Genomic DNA, 18,865 nt, shown 5'->3' with positions numbered 1-18,865 from the left:
AACAAAAAGGACTTAAACAGTTAATCACCGTTTAAGTCCTTTTTGTTTTAGATCTTTTATCTCTTCGTTTTTCGTCCAACTATACTTCCCTGCGCAACCTTGCTACCGGGATGTTCATTTGCTCGCGGTATTTGGCCACGGTACGGCGTGCTATGTTGTAGCCGCGCTCTTTTAATATGTCGGTTAGTTTTTCATCTGCAAGTGGGTGGCGTTTATCTTCGCCGCCAATGCAATCTTCCAATATCTTTTTAACTTCTTTGTTCGATACTTCTTCGCCACTCTCGGTTTGTATAGCCTCAGAGAAGAAAGATTTGAGCAGGAAGGTGCCATGCTCTGTTTGTACGTATTTGGAGTTAGCAACGCGCGATACGGTCGAAATATCCATCCCTATCCGGTCAGCAATGTCTTTTAATATCATGGGGCGCAGGTTCCGCTCATCTCCGGTTAAAAAGAAATCGTACTGGTACTGCATAATCGCATTCATGGTCTTTAGCAAAGTTTGCTGGCGTTGCTTAATGGCATCAATAAACCACTTGGCAGAATCTAGCTTTTGCTTTACAAACTGTACGGCTTCCTTCATCTTCCGGTCTTTTTGCGATGCCTTGTCGTAATGCTCAAACATATCCATGTACGAGCGGCTCACGCGCAGGTCTGGGGCATTTTTAGCGTTAAGGGTAAGTAGTAATCGGCCATCATCATTAATGATGTGAAAATCCGGGATAACCTGCAGCTGCTTGGTGTTTACCGCGTTCGAGTCGCCCGGCTTTGGATTAAGTTTTAAGATCTCGTTAATAACCGCACGCAGCTCTTCCGAGTTCATGTTTAATGAGCGCTCCAGCTTATCGTAGTGTTTGCGGGTAAACTCGTCAAGGTAGCTTTGCACAACCAGTATAGCCTTACGGATAATTGGGTCGGTAGCATCTTTACGTTTCAGTTGTAGCAGCAAACACTCCTGTAAAGTACGTGCACCAATACCCGGAGGGTCGAAAGACTGGATCACTTTCAGCATTTCTTCCACCTCTTCATCCTCGGCCATTACATTTTGCGAAAAGGCAAGGTCATCCGTTAGCGACATAATTGGGCGGCGCAGATAACCATCATCATCCAGGCTGCCAATTATTTGCTGGCCTATCATAAAGTCTTTGTCAGATACAGGCAGCAAGTCGAGCTGCGCCTGTAAGCTTTCAAAAAAGGAGGTTTGTATCGCTATGGGTATCTCTTTACGATCGTCGTCATCATCACCATTCTGGTCATAGCGCGATCCGTAATCGTTTACATTATCTTCCTGCAGGTAATCGTCGATATTAAACTCGTCGTACTCACCGTTATCATCGTCACTATTATAAGTATCCTCATCCGGGTCGCGGTCAGGGTACTGTTCTTCGGGCTCGTTAAGGTTAGTTAAGCTCAGATCTTCGAGTGCGGGGTTTTCTTCCAGCTCCTCTTTAATACGGGTATCCAGCGAAACAGTAGGTACCTGTAACAGCTTGATAAATTGTATCTGTTGAGGGGAAAGTTTTTGTAAAAGTTTTTGTTGAAGATTCTGTTTAAGCATATTTAGATAAAGCCAAAATTACATCAATTAACTATAATATAAAAGGCGTATTTGTTTAACGTATGAATTGTAAACGCAATAACGGGCAATTGTTTGGCAATAAATTAAACTCGTAGTGCTTTTTTTGTGTTGATATTTCTATATTAGTATTGAATAAACTTTTTAACAATGGGATTTGTAAAGGAATTTAAGGAATTTGCCATTAAAGGCAACGTATTGGATCTGGCCATTGCGGTGGTTATAGGTGGTGCTTTTGGTAAAATAATAAGCTCACTGGTAGAAGATATTATTACACCAGCGGTGCTAACGCCTGCTTTAAAAGCCGCGCATTTATCTAATTTAAGTCAATTGGTGGTGCCGGGTACTGCTATAAAGTACGGTAATTTTCTATCTCAGGTAATTTCATTTTTCATTATAGCTTTTGCATTGTTTTTGGTTATACAGGCTATAAACAAGTTTAAGAAGAATGAAGAAGTGGCACCAACGGTAGAGCCGGTACCAACTAAAGAAGAAGTTTTATTAACAGAGATCCGCGATTTACTGGCTAAAAAAAGCGTTTAATTACTCATTTTGGCCTTTATGCAGATTGTTTAGCAGCCAAACCAAAATGTTGATAATTATGTTAGGGTGCTATTTGAAAAGTAGAAATTAAACAGTAAATTTGCACTCTTAATTTTAAAGCAACGAATACAATAATACAGTTATGAAAAGAACGTTTCAGCCTTCTCAGCGTAAAAGAAGAAATAAACACGGTTTCCGTGAGCGTATGTCAACTGCTAATGGCAGAAGAATTTTAGCCGCTAGAAGAGCTAAAGGCAGAAAAAGATTAAGCGTATCTGACGAAAAACGTCACAAAGCATAATTTAGCGTTGCTTCCGTAACTGGGTTTGAACCGGTTATAATTTGTTTATTTCGGTTCAATAAAAAAGCAACATGTATACTTTCAGGAAAGAAGAACGATTGTGTAATAAAAGGCTCTTAGAAGAGCTTTTTCCCAAGGGTTCTTCTTTTTTATGTTATCCTTTCAGGGTTTCATGGCGCCTTGCCGATGCTGCACAAACTGTGCCTGTACAGGTAGTTTTCCCTGTGCCCAAAAAGCGTTACAAGCATGCCGTTGATCGTAATCTCATTCGCCGCCGCATGCGCGAGGCCTACCGGCTTCAAAAACAGCAAAATCTGTACGATATTTTAAACCAGGCTAATATAAAGCTTACGCTTTCGTTAAGTTATATTGGTAAGGAGATTGAACCTTACCAGCTGATGGAAAAAAAAATGTTAAAGATGTTTGCGCAACTTTGCGAACTGGTACCCCATGAGAGCGCTAAGCAAATTAATTAAAACCGTTTTCGGCTACATTTTTATCGTGCTGATTAAGCTGTATCAGTACCTGTTATCGCCAATACTTGGCGCATCGTGCCGTTATACCCCAACCTGTTCGCAATATGGTATCGAAGCCGTAAAAAAACATGGTGCATTTAAAGGCGGATGGTTAACTTTGAAGCGTATTGGGCGCTGCCATCCATGGGGAGGCCACGGGCATGATCCGGTACCATAAATTACATCCATGAGTTTAATCCTTCAAATAGAAACCGCTACCACTGTATGCTCTATCGCCCTGGCTCAAAACGGCCAACTACTGGCTGTTAAAGAAGTTAACGAGCGTAATATACATGCAGAAATGATTACCCTGTTTATTCAGGATGTTTGTGATACAGCAGGTAAGCAATTGAAGGATATTGACGCTGTAGCTGTAAGTAAAGGCCCGGGCTCGTATACCGGCTTACGCATTGGCGTATCAACAGCTAAGGGTATTTGCTTTGCGCTGGATAAGCCATTAATAGCTGTAGAAACCTTGCAGGCTATGGTAACTGGCGCTGCTGAGTTTTCCGCACTTTACGCAACAGAGGCTATTCTTTGCCCCATGATTGATGCCCGCCGTATGGAGGTTTACACCGCCCTGTACAGCACAACCGGCGAACTCATTAAACCTACCGCTGCCGAAATAATTGATGACAATAGCTTCGCTGATATTGCACCGGAAAAACAATTAGTAATATTTGGTGATGGTGCCGAAAAATGTATCCAAGCCCTGGCACACCGCGGTAAACTAACTTTCCTGCCCGATTTTTCTAACTCGGCCGCGCAGTTAACCCAGCTTGCTTTACAGAAATTTGAGGCCGGAGAATTTGAAAATATTGCTTATTTCGAGCCTTATTATCTGAAAGAGTTTGTGGCCGGCGTAAAGGCTATAAAGTAATTACCGCTCTGTTTTAGTAGAATCAACCTTGGCCAGCTTCATACAAAAGTTGGTGTAATAGTTATTGTCAGATGCTATTAACTGGTACGATGCCGCATAGTAGTTTTTAAAACCGGGGTCATTATGCTGAAAGGCATCATTAAAACCAGGCTTCAGGTCGCGCTTAAACACTTGCTTCATATTTTTAAAGTTAATGAAAAAGGCCACATTACTGCGCTCGGAGAGCATATCATCAAAATCGTTGAATGATTCTGTTTTGTTCAAAAATTTCTGGTTGTTGTAACTATCCGCATAAGCCCGCAGTTCTGAAGGTGTATTGGCCAGTATCAAATAGTTATTAATGATCATAAAGTATGGCTTGTTGAAAATACCGAAGGCATCTCCCAGCAGGTAAAACGGTATCCTGCTGTATTTAAACTGACCGATATTATCACTCACCGCGTTGCTGATGTTCATCATAGAGGGGAATAATTGCTGGCCGTTGCTTACCTCTATAATAGCCAGCTTTTCTTCAAACCGGGTGGTAACCACGGCAAATTCGGCACCCAAAACGCTGTTAAACTCCTTGTCTATATTAACGCCGGTTTCTGTTTTAATTTGTTTAAAAAGCGCTTGTTGCTTTTCTTTACTGCCGCTTTTATTGTTCCATGCGGCCAGGTCTTTAATAAATTTAACGGGGTTCGATACCGAGAAACTGGTGCTGTAGGCGGTGGTAGAAGGGAAGATCTCCTTTAAGTGATTCTCAACTGGTTTTTGCGATGTAAATAAATTAAGATAGCTAATGGGTTTATTAGGTTCCAGTTCCGTAAGGCCATTAAGCATCAGCGCGTCGGTTTTATAGTTTAAGCTCAAGGCTGCCTGTGCCGGTATAATACGAAACGCCCTGAACAAATCCGGGTTACTGTTCTCAAACATTTGCTGAAACAACGGCTGTAGCTGGGTATAGTTTACATACAATATGGCCATGGCATTGTTGTGCTGCTGCTCCGATAGCTGTAAAAAGGTGTGTTTATGCTGCTTAAAATCGTAGTTAATGCTCTTGCTGATCAATTCGTCGGAGAAACTGCCGGTAAAGATCTGGTGTTCGATTTCGGCCAGAAAGAAAGGGCGCTTTAGGCCGGTAATGTTTATTTGGTACAACTGCTTATCTCCCTTTTTAATCGGCTCAATAATAACACTGTCGCCGGCAGTATTTTTCAGCTGGGATAGTATCGATCCTTTAAAATCCTTATCTACAGAGGTGGTCAATAGAAAATCAACCTGGTTTGCAACAGAAGGATGGATGGATACATAGATAGGCTGATTATTAAAATACGGTTTTAGTGCAGTATTGTTCAAAAGGTATTTGCGCAGGGCATCCAGTTCGGTAGTTTTATCAGGCCCGGCAATGGCGGTTAGTAAATGGTTGCCGCTAAATGCTTCGTAAAAGCCTTCGTCGTTGCTAAATTCGGCAATCAACGAGGCATCTTCGGGGATGTGCTGCATCACTTCAACCGGCCTGCGCCCCGGCGGACTCAGGTTTTTGAAATAAACAACAGTTACCACTGCCGTAGCAATAAGCAAAATCAGGGTGGTAATCAGGTGTTTCATCGTATTTAGTTATAGCAAAGGTAGATTTTTACGCAATGCCCATAAAGTAATTCTTTCAAATGGTTAATTTAGCCAAATACCCATCATGAACAAACAAATAGTAGTAACAGGTGCATTATTAGGTGTGCTTGCCGTAATTACAGGTGCTTTTGGCGCACACGCATTAAAGGCTGTTTTAACACAATCGCAACTGGAAGTATGGCATACCGCCGTACAGTATCATTTTTACCATGTTTTCGCATTGCTGTTTTTATCCACCTTCGGGCGGTTCAAAAATAATGTAATTTTTACCGGGTACTGGCTTTTTACACTCGGCATTGTGCTTTTTTCGGGCTCGTTGTACTTGCTTGCATGCCGCGATGTTTTGGGCTGGAGCTGGCTACACTGGCTTGGCCCGGTTACGCCTGTAGGCGGTTTACTTTTTATATCCGGATGGATCACTTTGGCTGTTGCAGCCGTCAGACACAGATAATATAGATGCTCGAATTTGCGGAAACATACAACGCCGGCCGTAAAACGCTTTTTGTTGACGTTATTTTACCGTTGGCTATTGCCAAAAACTATACCTACCGCGTTCCGTTCGAACTGAACGATGCTGTGGCTATAGGCAAAAGGGTGGTGGTGCAGTTTGGTAAAAGCAAATTGTACACGGCCATTATTGCCGGTATCAGCGAGCACGCGCCCGAAAAGTACGAGGCCAAATACCTGATGGATGTGCTGGACGAGCAGCCCGTAGTTACCGATGTGCAATTGGGTTTTTGGCAATGGATGGCCAATTATTACCTGTGCAATACGGGCGAGGTAATGAATGCCGCCCTGCCATCGGCCTTAAAACTGGCCAGCGAAACTAAAATTGTACTGAACAAAGATTACGAGATCGATAGATCGGGCCTTAACGATAAAGAATACCTGATTGTTGATGCGCTCGACATACAGCCCGAGTTAACGGTTAGTGACATTGCCAAGCTGCTGGGCCAAAAAACGGTAATGCCGATTTTGAAAATAATGTTCGAGAAAAATCTAATCATGATTTCTGAAACGGTTAACGAACGTTATAAACCGCGCAAACGTACTTACATTAAACTAAATCCCATTTATCAGCACGACCAGATGCGGGAGTTGTTTGAGATACTGGAAAAGCGGGCGCCTAAACAGGCAGATGTGGTGCTGGCCTACCTCAACCTTTCTCGGGGTGGCAAAAAGGTTTCCAAGCCCGATTTGATCGAAGCATCCGGCGCAAGTTCGGCAGTGATTAAAGCTTTGGTTGAAAAAGAGATCATGATTGCCGAAGATGTAAACGTGAGCCGCCTGTTTTTTGAAGGCGATAATGACCCCGAACTCACCGCTGTTTTGAGTGATGAACAAGAAAACGTTTTAGCCAGCATTCGCGAGCAGTTTGAGCAGAAGGATGTGGTACTGCTGCATGGCATCACGTCGTCGGGCAAAACACAGCTTTATATTAAACTGATTGAGGAAATGATTGCCTCGGGCAGGCAGGTGCTTTACCTGTTGCCGGAGATTGCCCTCACCACCCATATTATAGAACGCTTGCGCCGGTATTTCGGCGAATCTATAGGTGTTTACCACTCCCGCTTTAACGACCAGGAGCGGGTGGAGGTATGGCAGAAAGTGCTGGACGGCAGCTACAAGATCGTACTTGGCGCGCGCTCGTCGGTGTTTTTGCCCTTTGCAGATCTGGGGCTGATTGTGGTGGATGAAGAGCATGAAACTTCTTACAAACAATTCGACCCGGCACCACGCTACAATGCGAGGGATGCCGCTATTTATCTTTCGGCCTTATACCAGGGTAAGGTGCTGCTGGGGTCTGCCACGCCATCCATCGAATCATACTATAATGCACAAAATGGCAAGTTCGGCTTTGCAGAACTAAAAACACGTTATGGCGGTGTAGAAATGCCGCAAATAGAGGTAGTGAACATTGCCGAAGAGTTGAAGAAAAAGACCATGCAATCGCACTTTACCAGTGTGCTGATGGATGATATGAAGCAAGCGATTGAGCGTAAAGAGCAGATCATCCTGTTTCAGAACCGCCGTGGTTATGCACCGGTAATGATGTGTAAAACCTGTGCCTTTACGCCCAAATGCATTAACTGCGATGTGAGTTTAACCTTCCATAAAAGCAGTGGTAAAATGCATTGCCATTACTGCGGCTATAAAGAAGATAGCCCAACCACTTGCCCGGCTTGTGGTTCGGCGCATTTAGAGTATAAGGGTTTTGGCACCGAAAAGGTGGAGGATGAACTTACCGTTTTAATGCCCGAAGCCCGCATTATGCGGATGGACCTGGATACTACCCGCGCCAAAAACGCCTTTCAGAACATTATGAATGACCTGGAAGAAAAACGCCTGGACATATTAGTGGGCACCCAAATGGTAGCCAAAGGGCTGGACTTTGCCGATGTTACAGTTATCGGTATTATCAATGCCGATAGCCTGTTAAAGTATCCCGATTTTCGTGCCAATGAGCGTAGTTTCCAGATGCTGGCCCAAGTAAGCGGCAGGGCTGGCCGCAGGGGCAAGCAGGGTAAGGTAGTGATACAAACTTACGACCCCAGCCACCGCGTAATACAGCAGGTGATAGATAACGATTATGCTGCGCTGTACAAAAATGAGATCGACGAACGAAAAAGTTTTAAGTACCCGCCATTTTACCGCCTTATCCAGCTGGATATTAAGCATAAGGATCCTGATATGCTTTATCAGCAGGCCGAGTTTCTGGGTACAGAACTCCGTAAGCATTTTGGCGACCGGGTTATTGGCCCCGAGTATCCGCTGGTAAGCCGCATCCGTAACTTCTATATTAAAACCATTATGCTGAAGTTTGAACGGGATGCCGACTCGCTTAACAAGGCTAAAGATATAATTCGTGCTGTGCTATTGCAGTTTCAAACCACCAAACTCAGTAAAGGCAGCCTTGTACAGCCGGATGTTGATCCGTATTAAATTTAATGTGCTTGTACTGTTAGTAAATTAAGCGGCTGAAAAACAACAGGCTTAAAACATGTCAATACTAACATTAAATTATAGCAGACTGTAGCATGGCCCAAATTGCCTAACTTTGTGCTAACAATGGCCTACAAGTTTATAGACAATTATCGCGAAAAGGGTGCCCGCAAAAGGCTGGTTGATATTTTAGCGAAGAAAGGCATTGATGACGAACGCGTGCTACAAGCTATTGGCAAAGTACCCCGCCACTACTTTTTCGACGAAACTTTCTGGAACCAGGCTTACAAGGATATTGCCTTCCCGATTGGCGAGGGGCAAACCATTTCGCAGCCTTATACCGTAGCTTACCAAACCCAACTGCTGCACGTTAGTAAAAACGACAAGGTATTGGAAATAGGTACAGGCTCGGGCTACCAAACCTGCATTTTGCTTGAACTAGGTGCTAAGGTTTATACTATAGAACGCCAGGAGAAGCTTTACGAGCGTACCAAACAGGTATTGCCGTATATGGGTTATAAACCACATTTCTTTTTAGGAGATGGCTCGAGAGGGATAGAATCTCATGCGCCTTACGATAAAATTATTGTCACCGCAGGTGCCCCAACCGTGCCCGAAATATTGCTGAAACAACTTAAAATAGGTGGCCTGCTTATTATACCCGTAGGCAGCGAAAGCGAACAAAAAATGGTAACCATACTTAAGGTTGCCGAAAATGATTATGAGAAGGTGGTGCTGGATACTTTCAGGTTTGTGCCGTTGGTAGGGGACAAGGCTTGGTGAATACCTAGAGCCAAGAAGGCCCGTTTAACACAACGCGTTATTGGGAGGTACGAAGCAATCCCAAACCTATTGGTACTGACCTAAATGTAGCACAAGCCGTTTTCCATTAGGAATGGTAGTGTGATGCATTAATCGTTAGTGGATGTACTTTTTCTTTTTCCGCAAAAGAAAAAGTACCAAAAAGAAAACTCGTGGCTACTCAATTTTCTGTTAAAGTGAGTGCTGGGGCTGGTGTTGTGCTACCCGAAAATTAAGAGGCCACAATTATGGGTTATTAAAGGTTCTTCGGTGCAATAACTTATTACTGCCACTGCTACTAATCCTACCACTACTTACCTTTTCATCGCTCTATCCATCTCAACCTTTGTATCACGTTCTTTCATAGTTTCGCGTTTGTCGAAGGTTTTTTTACCTTGGGCAAGGGCTATTTTTAGTTTGGCGAAACCACGGTCGCTCACAAATATGGCCAGCGGGATGATGGTGAAGCCTTTTTCTTCGGTGCGTGTTTTTAGCTTTTTGAGTTCCTTTTTATTCAATAATAAAACACGGTCGCGCTTGGCTTCGTGGTTATAGAACGAGCCGTGCGAATATTCTGCAATGTGCAGGTTACGGATATAGAGCTGGCTATCAATGAAAGTACAGAAAGCGTCATTCAAATTGGCTTTACCATCGCGAATAGATTTAATTTCGGTACCCAACAGTTTAATCCCGGCCACGTATTCATCGAGTACATGATATTCAAAGTATGCCTTTTTATTTTTTATATATAAGTCTTCAGCCATTAGTTTGCAAATATGCGAATTATTTAGGTAGAGGTTTTACAATTAACACCGGCACCTTTACCTTATGCCGTACCTCGTTAACGGTTGTGCCGAAAATAAGGTCTTTTAAAAATTTATGCCCGTGCGATCCCATCACCAAAAAATCAACGTTTTCATCCTTCACCACATCGGCAATCCCGGTAGCGGTAGAGCCGTAACCAATGCGGGCATGGGCATCATAACCTAAACTACAAAGTTCATCGGCATATTGTTGCAGGTTATTAGCATCACTTTGGGTTTCCATATCCATTACATCGGTACCGTGATATTTGGCCCCGGCGGTTTCCACTACGTGGATCAGGGTATACCGGGCTTCTTTGCCGCCCTGCATTACGCCGTGCCTGATAGATTCCCAATCGTTTCGCGAAAAATCTAACGATACACCAATGTGTCCGTAATGGATTCTGCCTATCTCGTGGATGGCGCTTGCTATGCCATGCGGTACATTGTTTGGTTTGTCTGGTGTTTTAAACAGAAACGGGCGAAGCGTTACGTAGATCAGCAAAATGCCTATGGCAATAATTACCGGGATAATGATGGAGTACAATACAAAAGGTGATACCGCGCCCGATTTGCTCCATTCGCCAATTTGCTGTATTACCAGTTGTACATTGAGTACCACAATCATCACTGCAAATACCCAGGCTGTAGCTTTAACCCATTTGTTAATCACAAATTTGCCCATCCGTACTTTGTCGGATGTAAAATGGATCAGCGGGATCACAGCAAACCCAAGCTGTAAGCTCAGCACCACTTGGCTTAATACCAGCAGGTGGCCAAGGGCATCTGTGCCCGCATATAACAGCGTAAAGTAGGCAGGTATAATAGCCAGTAACCTGGTAAGCAAGCGGCGAAGCCAGGGCGCTATGCGCAGGTTAATGTGGCCTTCCATTACAATTTGCCCGGCAAGGGTACCGGTTATGGTAGAACTTTGGCCGGAGGCGATCAGCGCGATGGCAAACAGTGTAGGTGCCATACTGCCGAAGATTTTCTCTAATAGTTTATAAGCATCCTGAATTTCTGCTACCTGGTGAAAGCCTTTGGTGAAAAATGCACTGGCAGCCAGTATCAATATAGCAGCGTTGACAAAAAAAGCCAGGTTAAGCGCAATTGTTGTATCCCAGATATTATATTTAATAGCATTCCTGATGCCCTCGTCAGTCCGCTCAATTTTGCGGGTTTGCACCAGCGAGGAATGCAGGTAAAGGTTATGCGGCATTACCGTAGCCCCAATAATACCAATGGCAATATATAAAGCACTACCCGATAAGGCATGCGGAATAAAGCCCCTGGCTATTGCGCCCACATCTGGTTTAACAATAAACATTTCTGTAAGGAAGGAAAGGCCCACAATAAATATCAGCGATACAATAAAGCCTTCGAGCTTGCGCATGCCCTTGTTCATTAGAAACAAGAGGAGCAGGGTATCCAGCAACGTGAGCGATACGCCCCAGATCATCGGTAAACCAAAAAGAAGGTTTAAGCCAATAGCCATACCTATAATCTCGGCCAAATCGCAGGCCACAATGGCTATCTGGGCCAGTATAAACAGGCAAAAGTTAATAAAGCGGCTATAAGCATGTTTGGATGCCTGGGCCAAATCCAGCCCGCGCACGATACCCAGGCGAGCGCTTAATGATTGCAGCAGTAAAGCCACAAGGTTTGAGAGCAGCAATACCCAAATGAGCCTGTACCCAAACTGACTGCCTGCAGCCAGGTCTGTTGCCCAGTTGCCGGGGTCCATATAACCAACACAGATTAAATAGGCAGGGCCAATAAATGATAAAAATCTGCGCCAGCCGGTGCTTTTATCAGTGGCTACCGAGCCGTGTACATTACCTAGAGATTCGCTCATGAGGTTACTAAAATATTTTTGGCAGCTTCTTTACTGATGCTGATCTTGTTTTCTGATTGATTAACTGTTAACACTACCGATTGGTCATAAACCAATACTTCGATCACCCTGATCTGGTTGCCCAGCATCAGGTTCAGTTTTTCGAGGTATTGCAAAAAGGCCGGGGAGTGCTCGCGCACGCCGGATATTACGCCGCATTCGTCAACACTTAACTGGCTGATTGGTTTAAATTCATGTTGTTTTATACGGCCATGCTTATCGGGGATGGGGTCGCCATGCGGGTCGTAAGCGGGGTGCCCCATAAACTGATCCAGCCGGTCAACCAGCTCTACCGACGAAATATGTTCCAGTTCTTCGGCCATTTCATGTACCTCGTCCCACTTAAAATTTAGCTTTTCTACCAAAAAGTATTCCCATAAACGGTGCCTGCGCACTACATCTACCGCTATTCTTTTGCCGGTTTCGGTAAGAGTTACGCCATAGTAAGGTATATAGTCTATCAGCTTTTTTTCCGAAAGTTTCTTCAGCATATCTGTAACAGATGCTGCCTTAGTGTGCAGTACAGCAGCCAGTTGATTGGTGGTAACTGATTCAGCATCTTCAGAGAGCTTGTAAATAGTTTTGAGGTAGTTTTCTTCTGTAAACGTTTGCATTTAAACGAATCTAACTTAAGTTTTAGACTAATCTAAATAATTTAACCGATAAAATTATTATTTGTTTAAATGCATTTTAAAAAAATTATATTTTGTTGACAGAGCATTCTATATTTGCATCATGGCAGCAGAGTTGGATAAAATTGATCTACAGATTTTAAAAATATTACAGGAAAACGGCAGGATAACCAATCTGCAACTATCAAACGAGATTGGTTTGTCTCCGGCCCCAACGCTGGAGCGTGTGCGTAAGCTGGAAAATGCCGAATATATAAAAAGCTACCATGCATTGGTAGATGAGGAGAAGTTGGGACTGGGCATTAAAACATTTATCCAGATTTCGCTCGATTTTCATAAAAACAACACTATCCAAATTTTCTTAGACGAGATCCAGAAAATTAAGGAAGTTACCGAGTGCCACCACGTAACCGGCCAGTGCGATTTTTTACTGAAGTGTTACGTACGCGATATTAAATCGTACGAGCAATTAATCATGGAGAAGATCAGCCGCATTAGTGTGGTGAAAACCTTCCAGACTATGATGATCATGTCTACCAGTAAAAAGGAACCGATTGTACCGCTGGAGTATTAGATTTTTTTGAACGGTTAAATTTTACAATGTAGTAGTGAAATTGAAAAATTGCTTGGATTTAAGCTCCAAACAATAATTTAATCATGTCATAACTATAACTAATTAAAAATTTTAATAAAAGTATGAATTGCTCTTTTTTTTAGATGAGCATAGTTCCTTTTTACCTTTTAAAAAGCGTTTTTAACCTTTTTTGTATCATCAGATTTAATTTTGTGTGATATTTCCCCTTATTGAGTCTTTTTTTGCTTCTGTAAATTATCATTCTCGTATTTCCATTTAACTTTTTTGTCCAAAATTTGAAATTTTATCAAATTATTTAATTTGGCTAAACTTTTTTTGATATTTAAAAATTTTTATTATAAACCAGCTTTTTTTATGCAATAATGTAATCTAAACATTGTTTTAAATGTATTTTTTTCAATATAAATGCATTAACGTTATGTTAATTATATATTAATAATTAGGTTTGTTTAAAAATAAGGACAATATGAAGAGAATTTTTACATTTTTTTTTACGTTGAGTATTTTTGCGATGAACTTTGCAATGGCTCAAAACACGAAACTAACTGGTAAGGTAGTTAGTGCTGATGATGGTCAGCCGTTACCTGGTGTATCTGTGTCAATTCAAGGTACAAAACAGGGCGTATTATCAGACGGAGACGGTAACTTTACATTAACCGCTTCGGTAGGGCAGGTGCTGGCGTTTTCATACGTTGGTTTTACTGGTCAACAAATTACTATACCTGCAGGGGCACTGCCGGTTATTAAATTAAAATCTGATAACCATATGCTATCTGATGTGGTTATTAAGGATTCGTACGGTACCCAGGCTAAAAAAACCTATACAGGTTCGGCCGGTGTGGTTAAAGGTGCGGAAAATGAGAACAAGCCATTTTCTACCTTTCAACAAGCTTTACAAGGCGAAATTGCAGGTGTAAATGTGCAGATTAACAGCGGCCAGCCAGGTGCACTTAACCAGGTTCGTATCCGTGGTATTAACTCTATTACAAGTGCAGCAGCAGCACAGCCATTGTACGTAATTGATGGTATGATTGTAAATGGCGGTGCTGATTTAACGCAAAGGGCCGGAGGAACACTTAGCCCGTTGGCCGGTATCAATAATAATGACATTGAGAATATTACCGTATTAAAAGATGCTGCTGCAACTGCAATTTATGGTTCACGTGGTTCAAATGGTGTTATTGTAATTAATACTAAAAGGGGTAAATCTGGCAAAACAGAAGTACGTTTTGATGCAGAAGGTGGTATAAGTTCTAACTTACCATTACCAGATGCAGGTAAGCCTTTAACCCCCGATCAATACCGGTCTATGTTTAATGAGGCTTTTGTTAATTCAGGCCAATATACAGCGGCCCAGATAACTGCATTAGGTACCAGTTATGGTTTAAACTCGGCAGGCAATAACTGGTATGATCTGGTAACCAAAAGAGGAAGCCAGCAACAATACAATGTTTCGGTAAACGGTGGTAATGAAAAAACAAGAATTTTTACATCAGCCGGATACTTTACACAGGATGCAACGGTTTTAAAATCTTATTTAAAAAGAATTACCGGTACCCTAAATTTAGACCATACCGTTAGCAAAAGTTTCTCTATTGCAACTAATTTAAACGTTTCGAGCATCAACCAAAATGCACCGTTACAGGGCAGCGCTTATTATAGCAGCCCTTTGGCGTCGGCGTATTTTTTGAGGCCGTTTCAGTTAGGTTATAATGCAGATGGCAGCATCAACTCAAGTGTAACCGGTAACGCTAACTTCCCAACATCATCTAATTCAAATCCGCTTTATATTGCAGCGCATGATGTAAGAGGAATCAATAACGTACGTCTTTTAGGTGCACAAACCATTAAATGGAATATCTGGGATCAATTGAAGTATACCGGCTATGCCAGTATGGACTATCAAACCAATGAAGAAACCAGTTTCTTAAATGCCCAAATGGGCGATGCCCGTAGCTTAAACGGATCTGGGACAAGCCAATATAGCCGTTACGCTAACTGGTTAGTTCGTAACCAATTGGATTATCGCTACAATATACATGGTGTAGAAGATTTTTATGTTGATGCCTCAGTTGGGTACGAAGCACAAAAATCGGCCGGTTATTTAAATACAGCATATGCTACAGGTTACCCGCTAACACAGCCTACATTAACTGCTGTTGGTAATGCAGCTACACCAGCTACAGCTTCAGAAAGTACATCTAACTACACTTTTGATGCATTGTATGCAAGGGCGAATATCAATTACAAAAATAGATATTCTTTAAGCGGATCGTTTAGAAGAGACGGTGGTTCGAGATTTGGTACCGACAAACAATATGGTAGTTTTTATTCAGTTGGCGGTGCCTGGAATATTGATGGAGAAGATTTCTTCAAAAAACAAAACATCCTTACTACTGCTAAAATCAGAAGCTCATACGGTACCACAGGTAATGCCAATGCTTTGGCTAATTATCAATGGAGACCAACAGCAGGTTATGGCTTTAACTATAACTCGGCTAACGGCCAGGCATACAATACCGTTGGTAACCCCAGCTTAACCTGGGAATCATCAAAGAAATTTGATATTGGTGTTGACTTCGGTTTCTTTAATGACCGCTTATTGTTTAACGTAGATTACTACAATAACAAAGTTGACGGTCTGATCCAGCTTGTGAATATCCCTTGGGAAAGCGGATTTGGCGCTACTCAAACTTCCCAGGCTCAAAACGTAGGTGCTTTACAAAACAAAGGATGGGAGTTTACAGTAAAAGGTGTACCAGTAAAAACAAAAGACTTTAGCTGGAATGTAAACCTTAATGCCGCTTACAACGCCAACCGTATGACTAAGCTGGCACAAAACAACCAGGTTAATGGTAACTACTGGTTAGCTAACAATTACGATTATTATACCTATTACACTCGCGCCTATGCAGGCGTTAATCCTGCAAATGGTAACGCATTGTGGTATACTGATGCCGGCAGAACTTCTACAACCACAAATTATTCTGCTGCAGCACGCGTGCCTTATGGCCATGCCGACCCGAAAATAACCAGTGGTTTCAGCAATACGTTCAATTATAAAGGTATCATCCTTGCGCTTGATTTCTATGGTAACTTTGGTAACCGCATCAGCGACAGTTGGTCATATTACTTAAATGATGGTACGTACATCACCGGTGCTAACAAATATCAATATACATGGCTAAACCGCTGGACAACTCCGGGCCAGGTAACAGATGTTCCCAAAAACGTTTACGGTGGTGGTAGCTCATCCAATTCTTCAAGTGGTTCTACACGTTTCTTATACTATGGTGATTACATCCGTTTAAAGAACGTGTCATTAGGTTATGATCTTAAGAATCTTGACGTGGTGAAGAAATGTGGTATCAGTAAATTATACCTGTATGCCCGTGCAACAAACTTGTGGACTAAAACCTACGATAAACGATTACCGTTTGATCCGGAAGTGCCTATTAATGGTTACAATACCGAAGATATTCCGCAAATCAGGACAATCACAATTGGTTTAAATGTTGGATTTTAATTAAGAGAAAAACATGAAATTTAATAAATTACTATATATACTATTAGCAGGAACGGCAACCTTAACGGCCTGCAAAAAGAGTTTTTTGGATGAGCAGCCTAGTACATCTGTAACGGTAACCGAATCTATCAAAACAACAAACGATTTGGCCGATGCTGTTAACGGGATGTATAACGTTATGAAGGCTACTACTTTGTTTGGACGTGATATCCCCGTTTTAGGCGATTTGCTGGCAGATAATACTTATGTAAATGTTACCAATTCGGGCCGTTATTTGCTCGAAAACAATTACCAGTTTATTTCTACCACTACCGAACCATCTAATATTTATTCACGTGCTTATTTTTCAATTTTGCAAGCTAACCGTATTATTTACGAAGGTAAAAAGCTGCCTGCTTCAGATGATAATAATCAGCTAATTGGCGAAGCTTATGCTTCAAGAGGTTTATTGTATCTGGAATTGGTGAACTGGTTTGGTGCGCCATATACCGTTAACCCAACTGCCAGCGGGGTACCTATAGTTACTACACCATCGTACGTAAGCGGTTTTAGCGTGAAAACGCCAAGAGCAACAGTGAGTGCAGTTTATACTCAAATTGTTAGCGATTTAGATAGTGCTTATGCTATTATGCCAACTGGCGGAACTTCGTTCCATGCAATCAATTCTGACTATATTGCTAAATATGCGGCAAAAGCTATTGAATCAAGAGCATACTTATATAAAGGCGATTATGCTAATGCACTTACAGCTGCTAAATTAGTTGTAGATAATGGGCAGTATACGCTTGCACAAAATGCAAGTGCGTTCACCGGCTTCTGGGCTAACCCTGCAGCACAAACCGGTAAACTGGAAACTATTTTCGAGCTTAACCAAAATGCCTCAAGTAACCTGGGTAACACCGGGTTAGATGCTATTTTCTCTCAGGCAGGTTATGGCGATATACAGGCAACAGACGATTTATACAGTGCCTATACTGCCACCGATTTAAGAAGAACATTGATGGTAAGCGGTTTAAGAGGTGGCCAACAAGCGTGGATTATCAATAAGTTTCCAAATTATTCTAACACAGATAAAGATGAAACTAAGATTATCCGTTATGCTGAGGTTTTAGTTACACTAGCCGAATCTTACGCCCGTACCGGAGATGAGGCTAATGCCAAAATCTATTTAAACCAACTGGCCAAAGTACGTGACCCATCATTTGCAGGTTATACTTCAACAGGTGCGCAGTTAATTACCGATATCTTAAATGAAAGAAGAAAAGAATTAGCCTTTGAAGGTTTGCGCTTTTTCGACTTCACAAGGTTAAATCTGGTAATTAACCGCCCAAAACAAGCTTATGGTTATGTATCATATCCAACGGTGTCTATCTCAGACTACCATAGAATTTTACCTATTCCACAGTCTGCACGCGATGCTAATAGTGCGTTAACGCAAAACCCTGGTTATTAATTTATAGCTTTGGTACAACACAAAAGGCTCAGAATTTATTCTGAGCCTTTTGTGTTGTGTTTAAGATCTACTTCAACACGCAGCTACTTAATGGATCTGCCAGTCAATCGGCGTTTCGCCTTCTTGTACCAGGTACTCATTTGCTTTAGAAAATGGTTTAGAACCATAAAACCCGCGCTCTACAGATAGCGGCGATGGGTGTACAGATTTGATGATATGATGCTTGGTTTGATCGATCAAACTCAATTTTGATTGGGCATAGTTGCCCCACAGAATAAATACAATACCCTTTTTTTGTTCAGATAATTTGCGGATCACTTCGTCTGTAAATACTTCCCATCCCTTTTTTTGGTGCGATGCAGATTCGCCGGCGCGTACCGTAAGGGTGGCGTTAAGGAGCAGCACACCCTGGCTGGCCCACTCTTCCAGGTTGCCATGCGCAGGCTTGGTAAAGCCCGGTATATCTGTTACCAGCTCTTTGTATATGTTTTGAAGCGACTTTGGTATGGCAATGCCCTTTTGTACCGAAAATGATAAGCCATGCGCCTGATGATCGCCGGGGTATGGGTCTTGCCCAAGGATAACCACTTTTACTTTATTAAAAGGTGTTTTGTTAAACGCATTAAAAATATCTGCGTTTTTGGGGTATATGCGTGCCCCATTTTGCTTCTCTTCTTTTAAAAATTCCCGCAGTTTTACCATGTAGGGTTTCTCAAATTCGTTCTGCAAAACTTCGAGCCATGATGGTTCCAGATCTATCGCCATAAATATTTAGTAATTGTTGATTAAACGTAC

At 42.2% G+C, this 18,865-nt stretch carries 17 protein-coding genes; 11 read left to right on the top strand and 6 right to left on the bottom strand.

The window, feature by feature from the left end; translation table 11 throughout:
* Nucleotides 1–79: 79 nt before the first annotated feature.
* Nucleotides 80–1,555 carry an RNA polymerase factor sigma-54 gene (gene rpoN / locus RG47T_RS13035; protein WP_074489883.1) on the bottom strand — a complete coding sequence of 492 codons (1,476 nt, stop codon included), beginning with the start codon at nt 1,553–1,555 and terminating at the stop codon, nt 80–82.
* A gap of 168 nt (nt 1,556–1,723) precedes the next feature.
* Here rpoN and mscL point away from each other — a divergent pair, with 168 nt between their 5' ends.
* From mscL to tsaB, 5 genes are all read left to right on the top strand, one after another.
* Nucleotides 1,724–2,116 (top strand): large-conductance mechanosensitive channel protein MscL, encoded by a 393-nt coding sequence (gene mscL, locus RG47T_RS13030; protein WP_074489882.1) that lies wholly within the window; start codon nt 1,724–1,726, stop codon nt 2,114–2,116.
* A 142-nt stretch (nt 2,117–2,258) separates the two neighbouring features.
* The gene (gene rpmH, locus RG47T_RS13025) at nt 2,259–2,417 is read left to right on the top strand and encodes a 50S ribosomal protein L34 (RefSeq protein ID WP_074489881.1); all 159 of its coding nucleotides are present in this window, start codon (nt 2,259–2,261) and stop codon (nt 2,415–2,417) included.
* Nucleotides 2,418–2,488: 71 nt separating this feature from the next.
* On the top strand, nt 2,489–2,893 hold the full coding sequence (locus RG47T_RS13020) for a ribonuclease P protein component (protein ID WP_074489880.1): 405 nt from the start codon (nt 2,489–2,491) through the stop codon (nt 2,891–2,893).
* Nucleotides 2,868–3,110 (top strand): membrane protein insertion efficiency factor YidD, encoded by a 243-nt coding sequence (yidD, locus tag RG47T_RS13015; RefSeq protein ID WP_074489879.1) that lies wholly within the window; start codon nt 2,868–2,870, stop codon nt 3,108–3,110. Before RG47T_RS13020 ends, yidD begins: the two co-directional genes overlap by 26 nt.
* 9 nt (nt 3,111–3,119) lie before the next feature.
* Nucleotides 3,120–3,812 (top strand): tRNA (adenosine(37)-N6)-threonylcarbamoyltransferase complex dimerization subunit type 1 TsaB, encoded by a 693-nt coding sequence (gene tsaB, locus RG47T_RS13010; RefSeq protein WP_074489878.1) that lies wholly within the window; start codon nt 3,120–3,122, stop codon nt 3,810–3,812.
* Here tsaB and RG47T_RS13005 read toward each other — a convergent pair whose 3' ends face one another.
* Nucleotides 3,813–5,402: a hypothetical protein gene (locus RG47T_RS13005; RefSeq protein WP_074489877.1), complete on the bottom strand. Its 1,590-nt coding sequence runs from the start codon at nt 5,400–5,402 to the stop codon at nt 3,813–3,815. It abuts the gene before it with no gap.
* Between the two features lie 85 nt (nt 5,403–5,487).
* Between RG47T_RS13005 and RG47T_RS13000 the strand changes: the two genes are divergently transcribed.
* The 3 genes from RG47T_RS13000 (at nt 5,488) to RG47T_RS12990 (ending at nt 9,149) form a co-directional block, all read left to right on the top strand.
* Nucleotides 5,488–5,874 carry a DUF423 domain-containing protein gene (locus RG47T_RS13000; RefSeq protein WP_074489876.1) on the top strand — a complete coding sequence of 129 codons (387 nt, stop codon included), beginning with the start codon at nt 5,488–5,490 and terminating at the stop codon, nt 5,872–5,874.
* Nucleotides 5,875–5,879: 5 nt separating this feature from the next.
* Entirely contained in the window at nt 5,880–8,366 is a 2,487-nt protein-coding gene (priA, locus tag RG47T_RS12995) for a replication restart helicase PriA (RefSeq protein WP_074489875.1), read from the top strand.
* A gap of 126 nt (nt 8,367–8,492) precedes the next feature.
* A complete protein-coding gene (locus RG47T_RS12990; RefSeq protein WP_074489874.1) occupies nt 8,493–9,149 on the top strand; it encodes a protein-L-isoaspartate(D-aspartate) O-methyltransferase in 657 nt (218 codons plus the stop codon).
* A gap of 332 nt (nt 9,150–9,481) precedes the next feature.
* Here RG47T_RS12990 and smpB read toward each other — a convergent pair whose 3' ends face one another.
* From smpB to RG47T_RS12975, 3 genes are read right to left on the bottom strand one after another with little or no spacing between them, the layout of a single operon-like run.
* Complete coding sequence (smpB, locus tag RG47T_RS12985) at nt 9,482–9,931, bottom strand: SsrA-binding protein SmpB (RefSeq protein WP_074489873.1); 450 nt, start codon at nt 9,929–9,931, stop codon at nt 9,482–9,484.
* Nucleotides 9,932–9,950: 19 nt separating this feature from the next.
* Complete coding sequence (locus RG47T_RS12980; protein WP_074489872.1) at nt 9,951–11,825, bottom strand: Nramp family divalent metal transporter; 1,875 nt, start codon at nt 11,823–11,825, stop codon at nt 9,951–9,953.
* A complete protein-coding gene (locus RG47T_RS12975) occupies nt 11,822–12,478 on the bottom strand; it encodes a metal-dependent transcriptional regulator (RefSeq protein WP_074489871.1) in 657 nt (218 codons plus the stop codon). Before RG47T_RS12975 ends, RG47T_RS12980 begins: the two co-directional genes overlap by 4 nt.
* A 121-nt stretch (nt 12,479–12,599) precedes the next feature.
* On the opposite strand from RG47T_RS12975, the gene RG47T_RS12970 reads away from it, so the two are divergent.
* From RG47T_RS12970 to RG47T_RS12960, 3 genes are all read left to right on the top strand, one after another.
* Nucleotides 12,600–13,070: an Lrp/AsnC family transcriptional regulator gene (locus tag RG47T_RS12970; RefSeq protein WP_074489870.1), complete on the top strand. Its 471-nt coding sequence runs from the start codon at nt 12,600–12,602 to the stop codon at nt 13,068–13,070.
* Nucleotides 13,071–13,557: 487 nt separating this feature from the next.
* Complete coding sequence (locus RG47T_RS12965) at nt 13,558–16,617, top strand: SusC/RagA family TonB-linked outer membrane protein (RefSeq protein ID WP_083627398.1); 3,060 nt, start codon at nt 13,558–13,560, stop codon at nt 16,615–16,617.
* Nucleotides 16,618–16,630: 13 nt separating this feature from the next.
* The gene (locus tag RG47T_RS12960; protein WP_074489868.1) at nt 16,631–18,070 is read left to right on the top strand and encodes a RagB/SusD family nutrient uptake outer membrane protein; all 1,440 of its coding nucleotides are present in this window, start codon (nt 16,631–16,633) and stop codon (nt 18,068–18,070) included.
* 87 nt (nt 18,071–18,157) lie between these two features.
* Here RG47T_RS12960 and ung read toward each other — a convergent pair whose 3' ends face one another.
* A complete protein-coding gene (gene ung, locus RG47T_RS12955; RefSeq protein WP_074489867.1) occupies nt 18,158–18,835 on the bottom strand; it encodes a uracil-DNA glycosylase in 678 nt (225 codons plus the stop codon).
* Nucleotides 18,836–18,865 lie beyond the last annotated feature (30 nt).

The sequence above is a fragment of the Mucilaginibacter polytrichastri genome, from assembly GCF_001911425.1.
Classification (GTDB): domain Bacteria; phylum Bacteroidota; class Bacteroidia; order Sphingobacteriales; family Sphingobacteriaceae; genus Mucilaginibacter; species Mucilaginibacter polytrichastri.
This window is presented reverse-complemented; position numbering and strand designations above follow the sequence as displayed.

What these genes read in the sequence shown, in the direction of transcription:
- RG47T_RS13000 (WP_074489876.1), top strand. Translation starts at nt 5,488, where the DNA reads ATGAACAAACAAATAGTAGTAACAGGTGCATTATTAGGTGTGCTTGCC.
- RG47T_RS12965 (WP_083627398.1), top strand. Translation starts at nt 13,558, where the DNA reads ATGAAGAGAATTTTTACATTTTTTTTTACGTTGAGTATTTTTGCGATG.
- mscL (WP_074489882.1), top strand. Translation starts at nt 1,724, where the DNA reads ATGGGATTTGTAAAGGAATTTAAGGAATTTGCCATTAAAGGCAACGTA.
- RG47T_RS12990 (WP_074489874.1), top strand. Translation starts at nt 8,493, where the DNA reads ATGGCCTACAAGTTTATAGACAATTATCGCGAAAAGGGTGCCCGCAAA.
- RG47T_RS12960 (WP_074489868.1), top strand. Translation starts at nt 16,631, where the DNA reads ATGAAATTTAATAAATTACTATATATACTATTAGCAGGAACGGCAACC.
- RG47T_RS12980 (WP_074489872.1), bottom strand. Translation starts at nt 11,825, where the DNA reads ATGAGCGAATCTCTAGGTAATGTACACGGCTCGGTAGCCACTGATAAA.
- tsaB (WP_074489878.1), top strand. Translation starts at nt 3,120, where the DNA reads ATGAGTTTAATCCTTCAAATAGAAACCGCTACCACTGTATGCTCTATC.
- ung (WP_074489867.1), bottom strand. Translation starts at nt 18,835, where the DNA reads ATGGCGATAGATCTGGAACCATCATGGCTCGAAGTTTTGCAGAACGAA.
- RG47T_RS12975 (WP_074489871.1), bottom strand. Translation starts at nt 12,478, where the DNA reads ATGCAAACGTTTACAGAAGAAAACTACCTCAAAACTATTTACAAGCTC.
- rpoN (WP_074489883.1), bottom strand. Translation starts at nt 1,555, where the DNA reads ATGCTTAAACAGAATCTTCAACAAAAACTTTTACAAAAACTTTCCCCT.
- RG47T_RS12970 (WP_074489870.1), top strand. Translation starts at nt 12,600, where the DNA reads ATGGCAGCAGAGTTGGATAAAATTGATCTACAGATTTTAAAAATATTA.
- yidD (WP_074489879.1), top strand. Translation starts at nt 2,868, where the DNA reads ATGAGAGCGCTAAGCAAATTAATTAAAACCGTTTTCGGCTACATTTTT.
- RG47T_RS13020 (WP_074489880.1), top strand. Translation starts at nt 2,489, where the DNA reads ATGTATACTTTCAGGAAAGAAGAACGATTGTGTAATAAAAGGCTCTTA.
- rpmH (WP_074489881.1), top strand. Translation starts at nt 2,259, where the DNA reads ATGAAAAGAACGTTTCAGCCTTCTCAGCGTAAAAGAAGAAATAAACAC.
- RG47T_RS13005 (WP_074489877.1), bottom strand. Translation starts at nt 5,402, where the DNA reads ATGAAACACCTGATTACCACCCTGATTTTGCTTATTGCTACGGCAGTG.
- priA (WP_074489875.1), top strand. Translation starts at nt 5,880, where the DNA reads ATGCTCGAATTTGCGGAAACATACAACGCCGGCCGTAAAACGCTTTTT.
- smpB (WP_074489873.1), bottom strand. Translation starts at nt 9,931, where the DNA reads ATGGCTGAAGACTTATATATAAAAAATAAAAAGGCATACTTTGAATAT.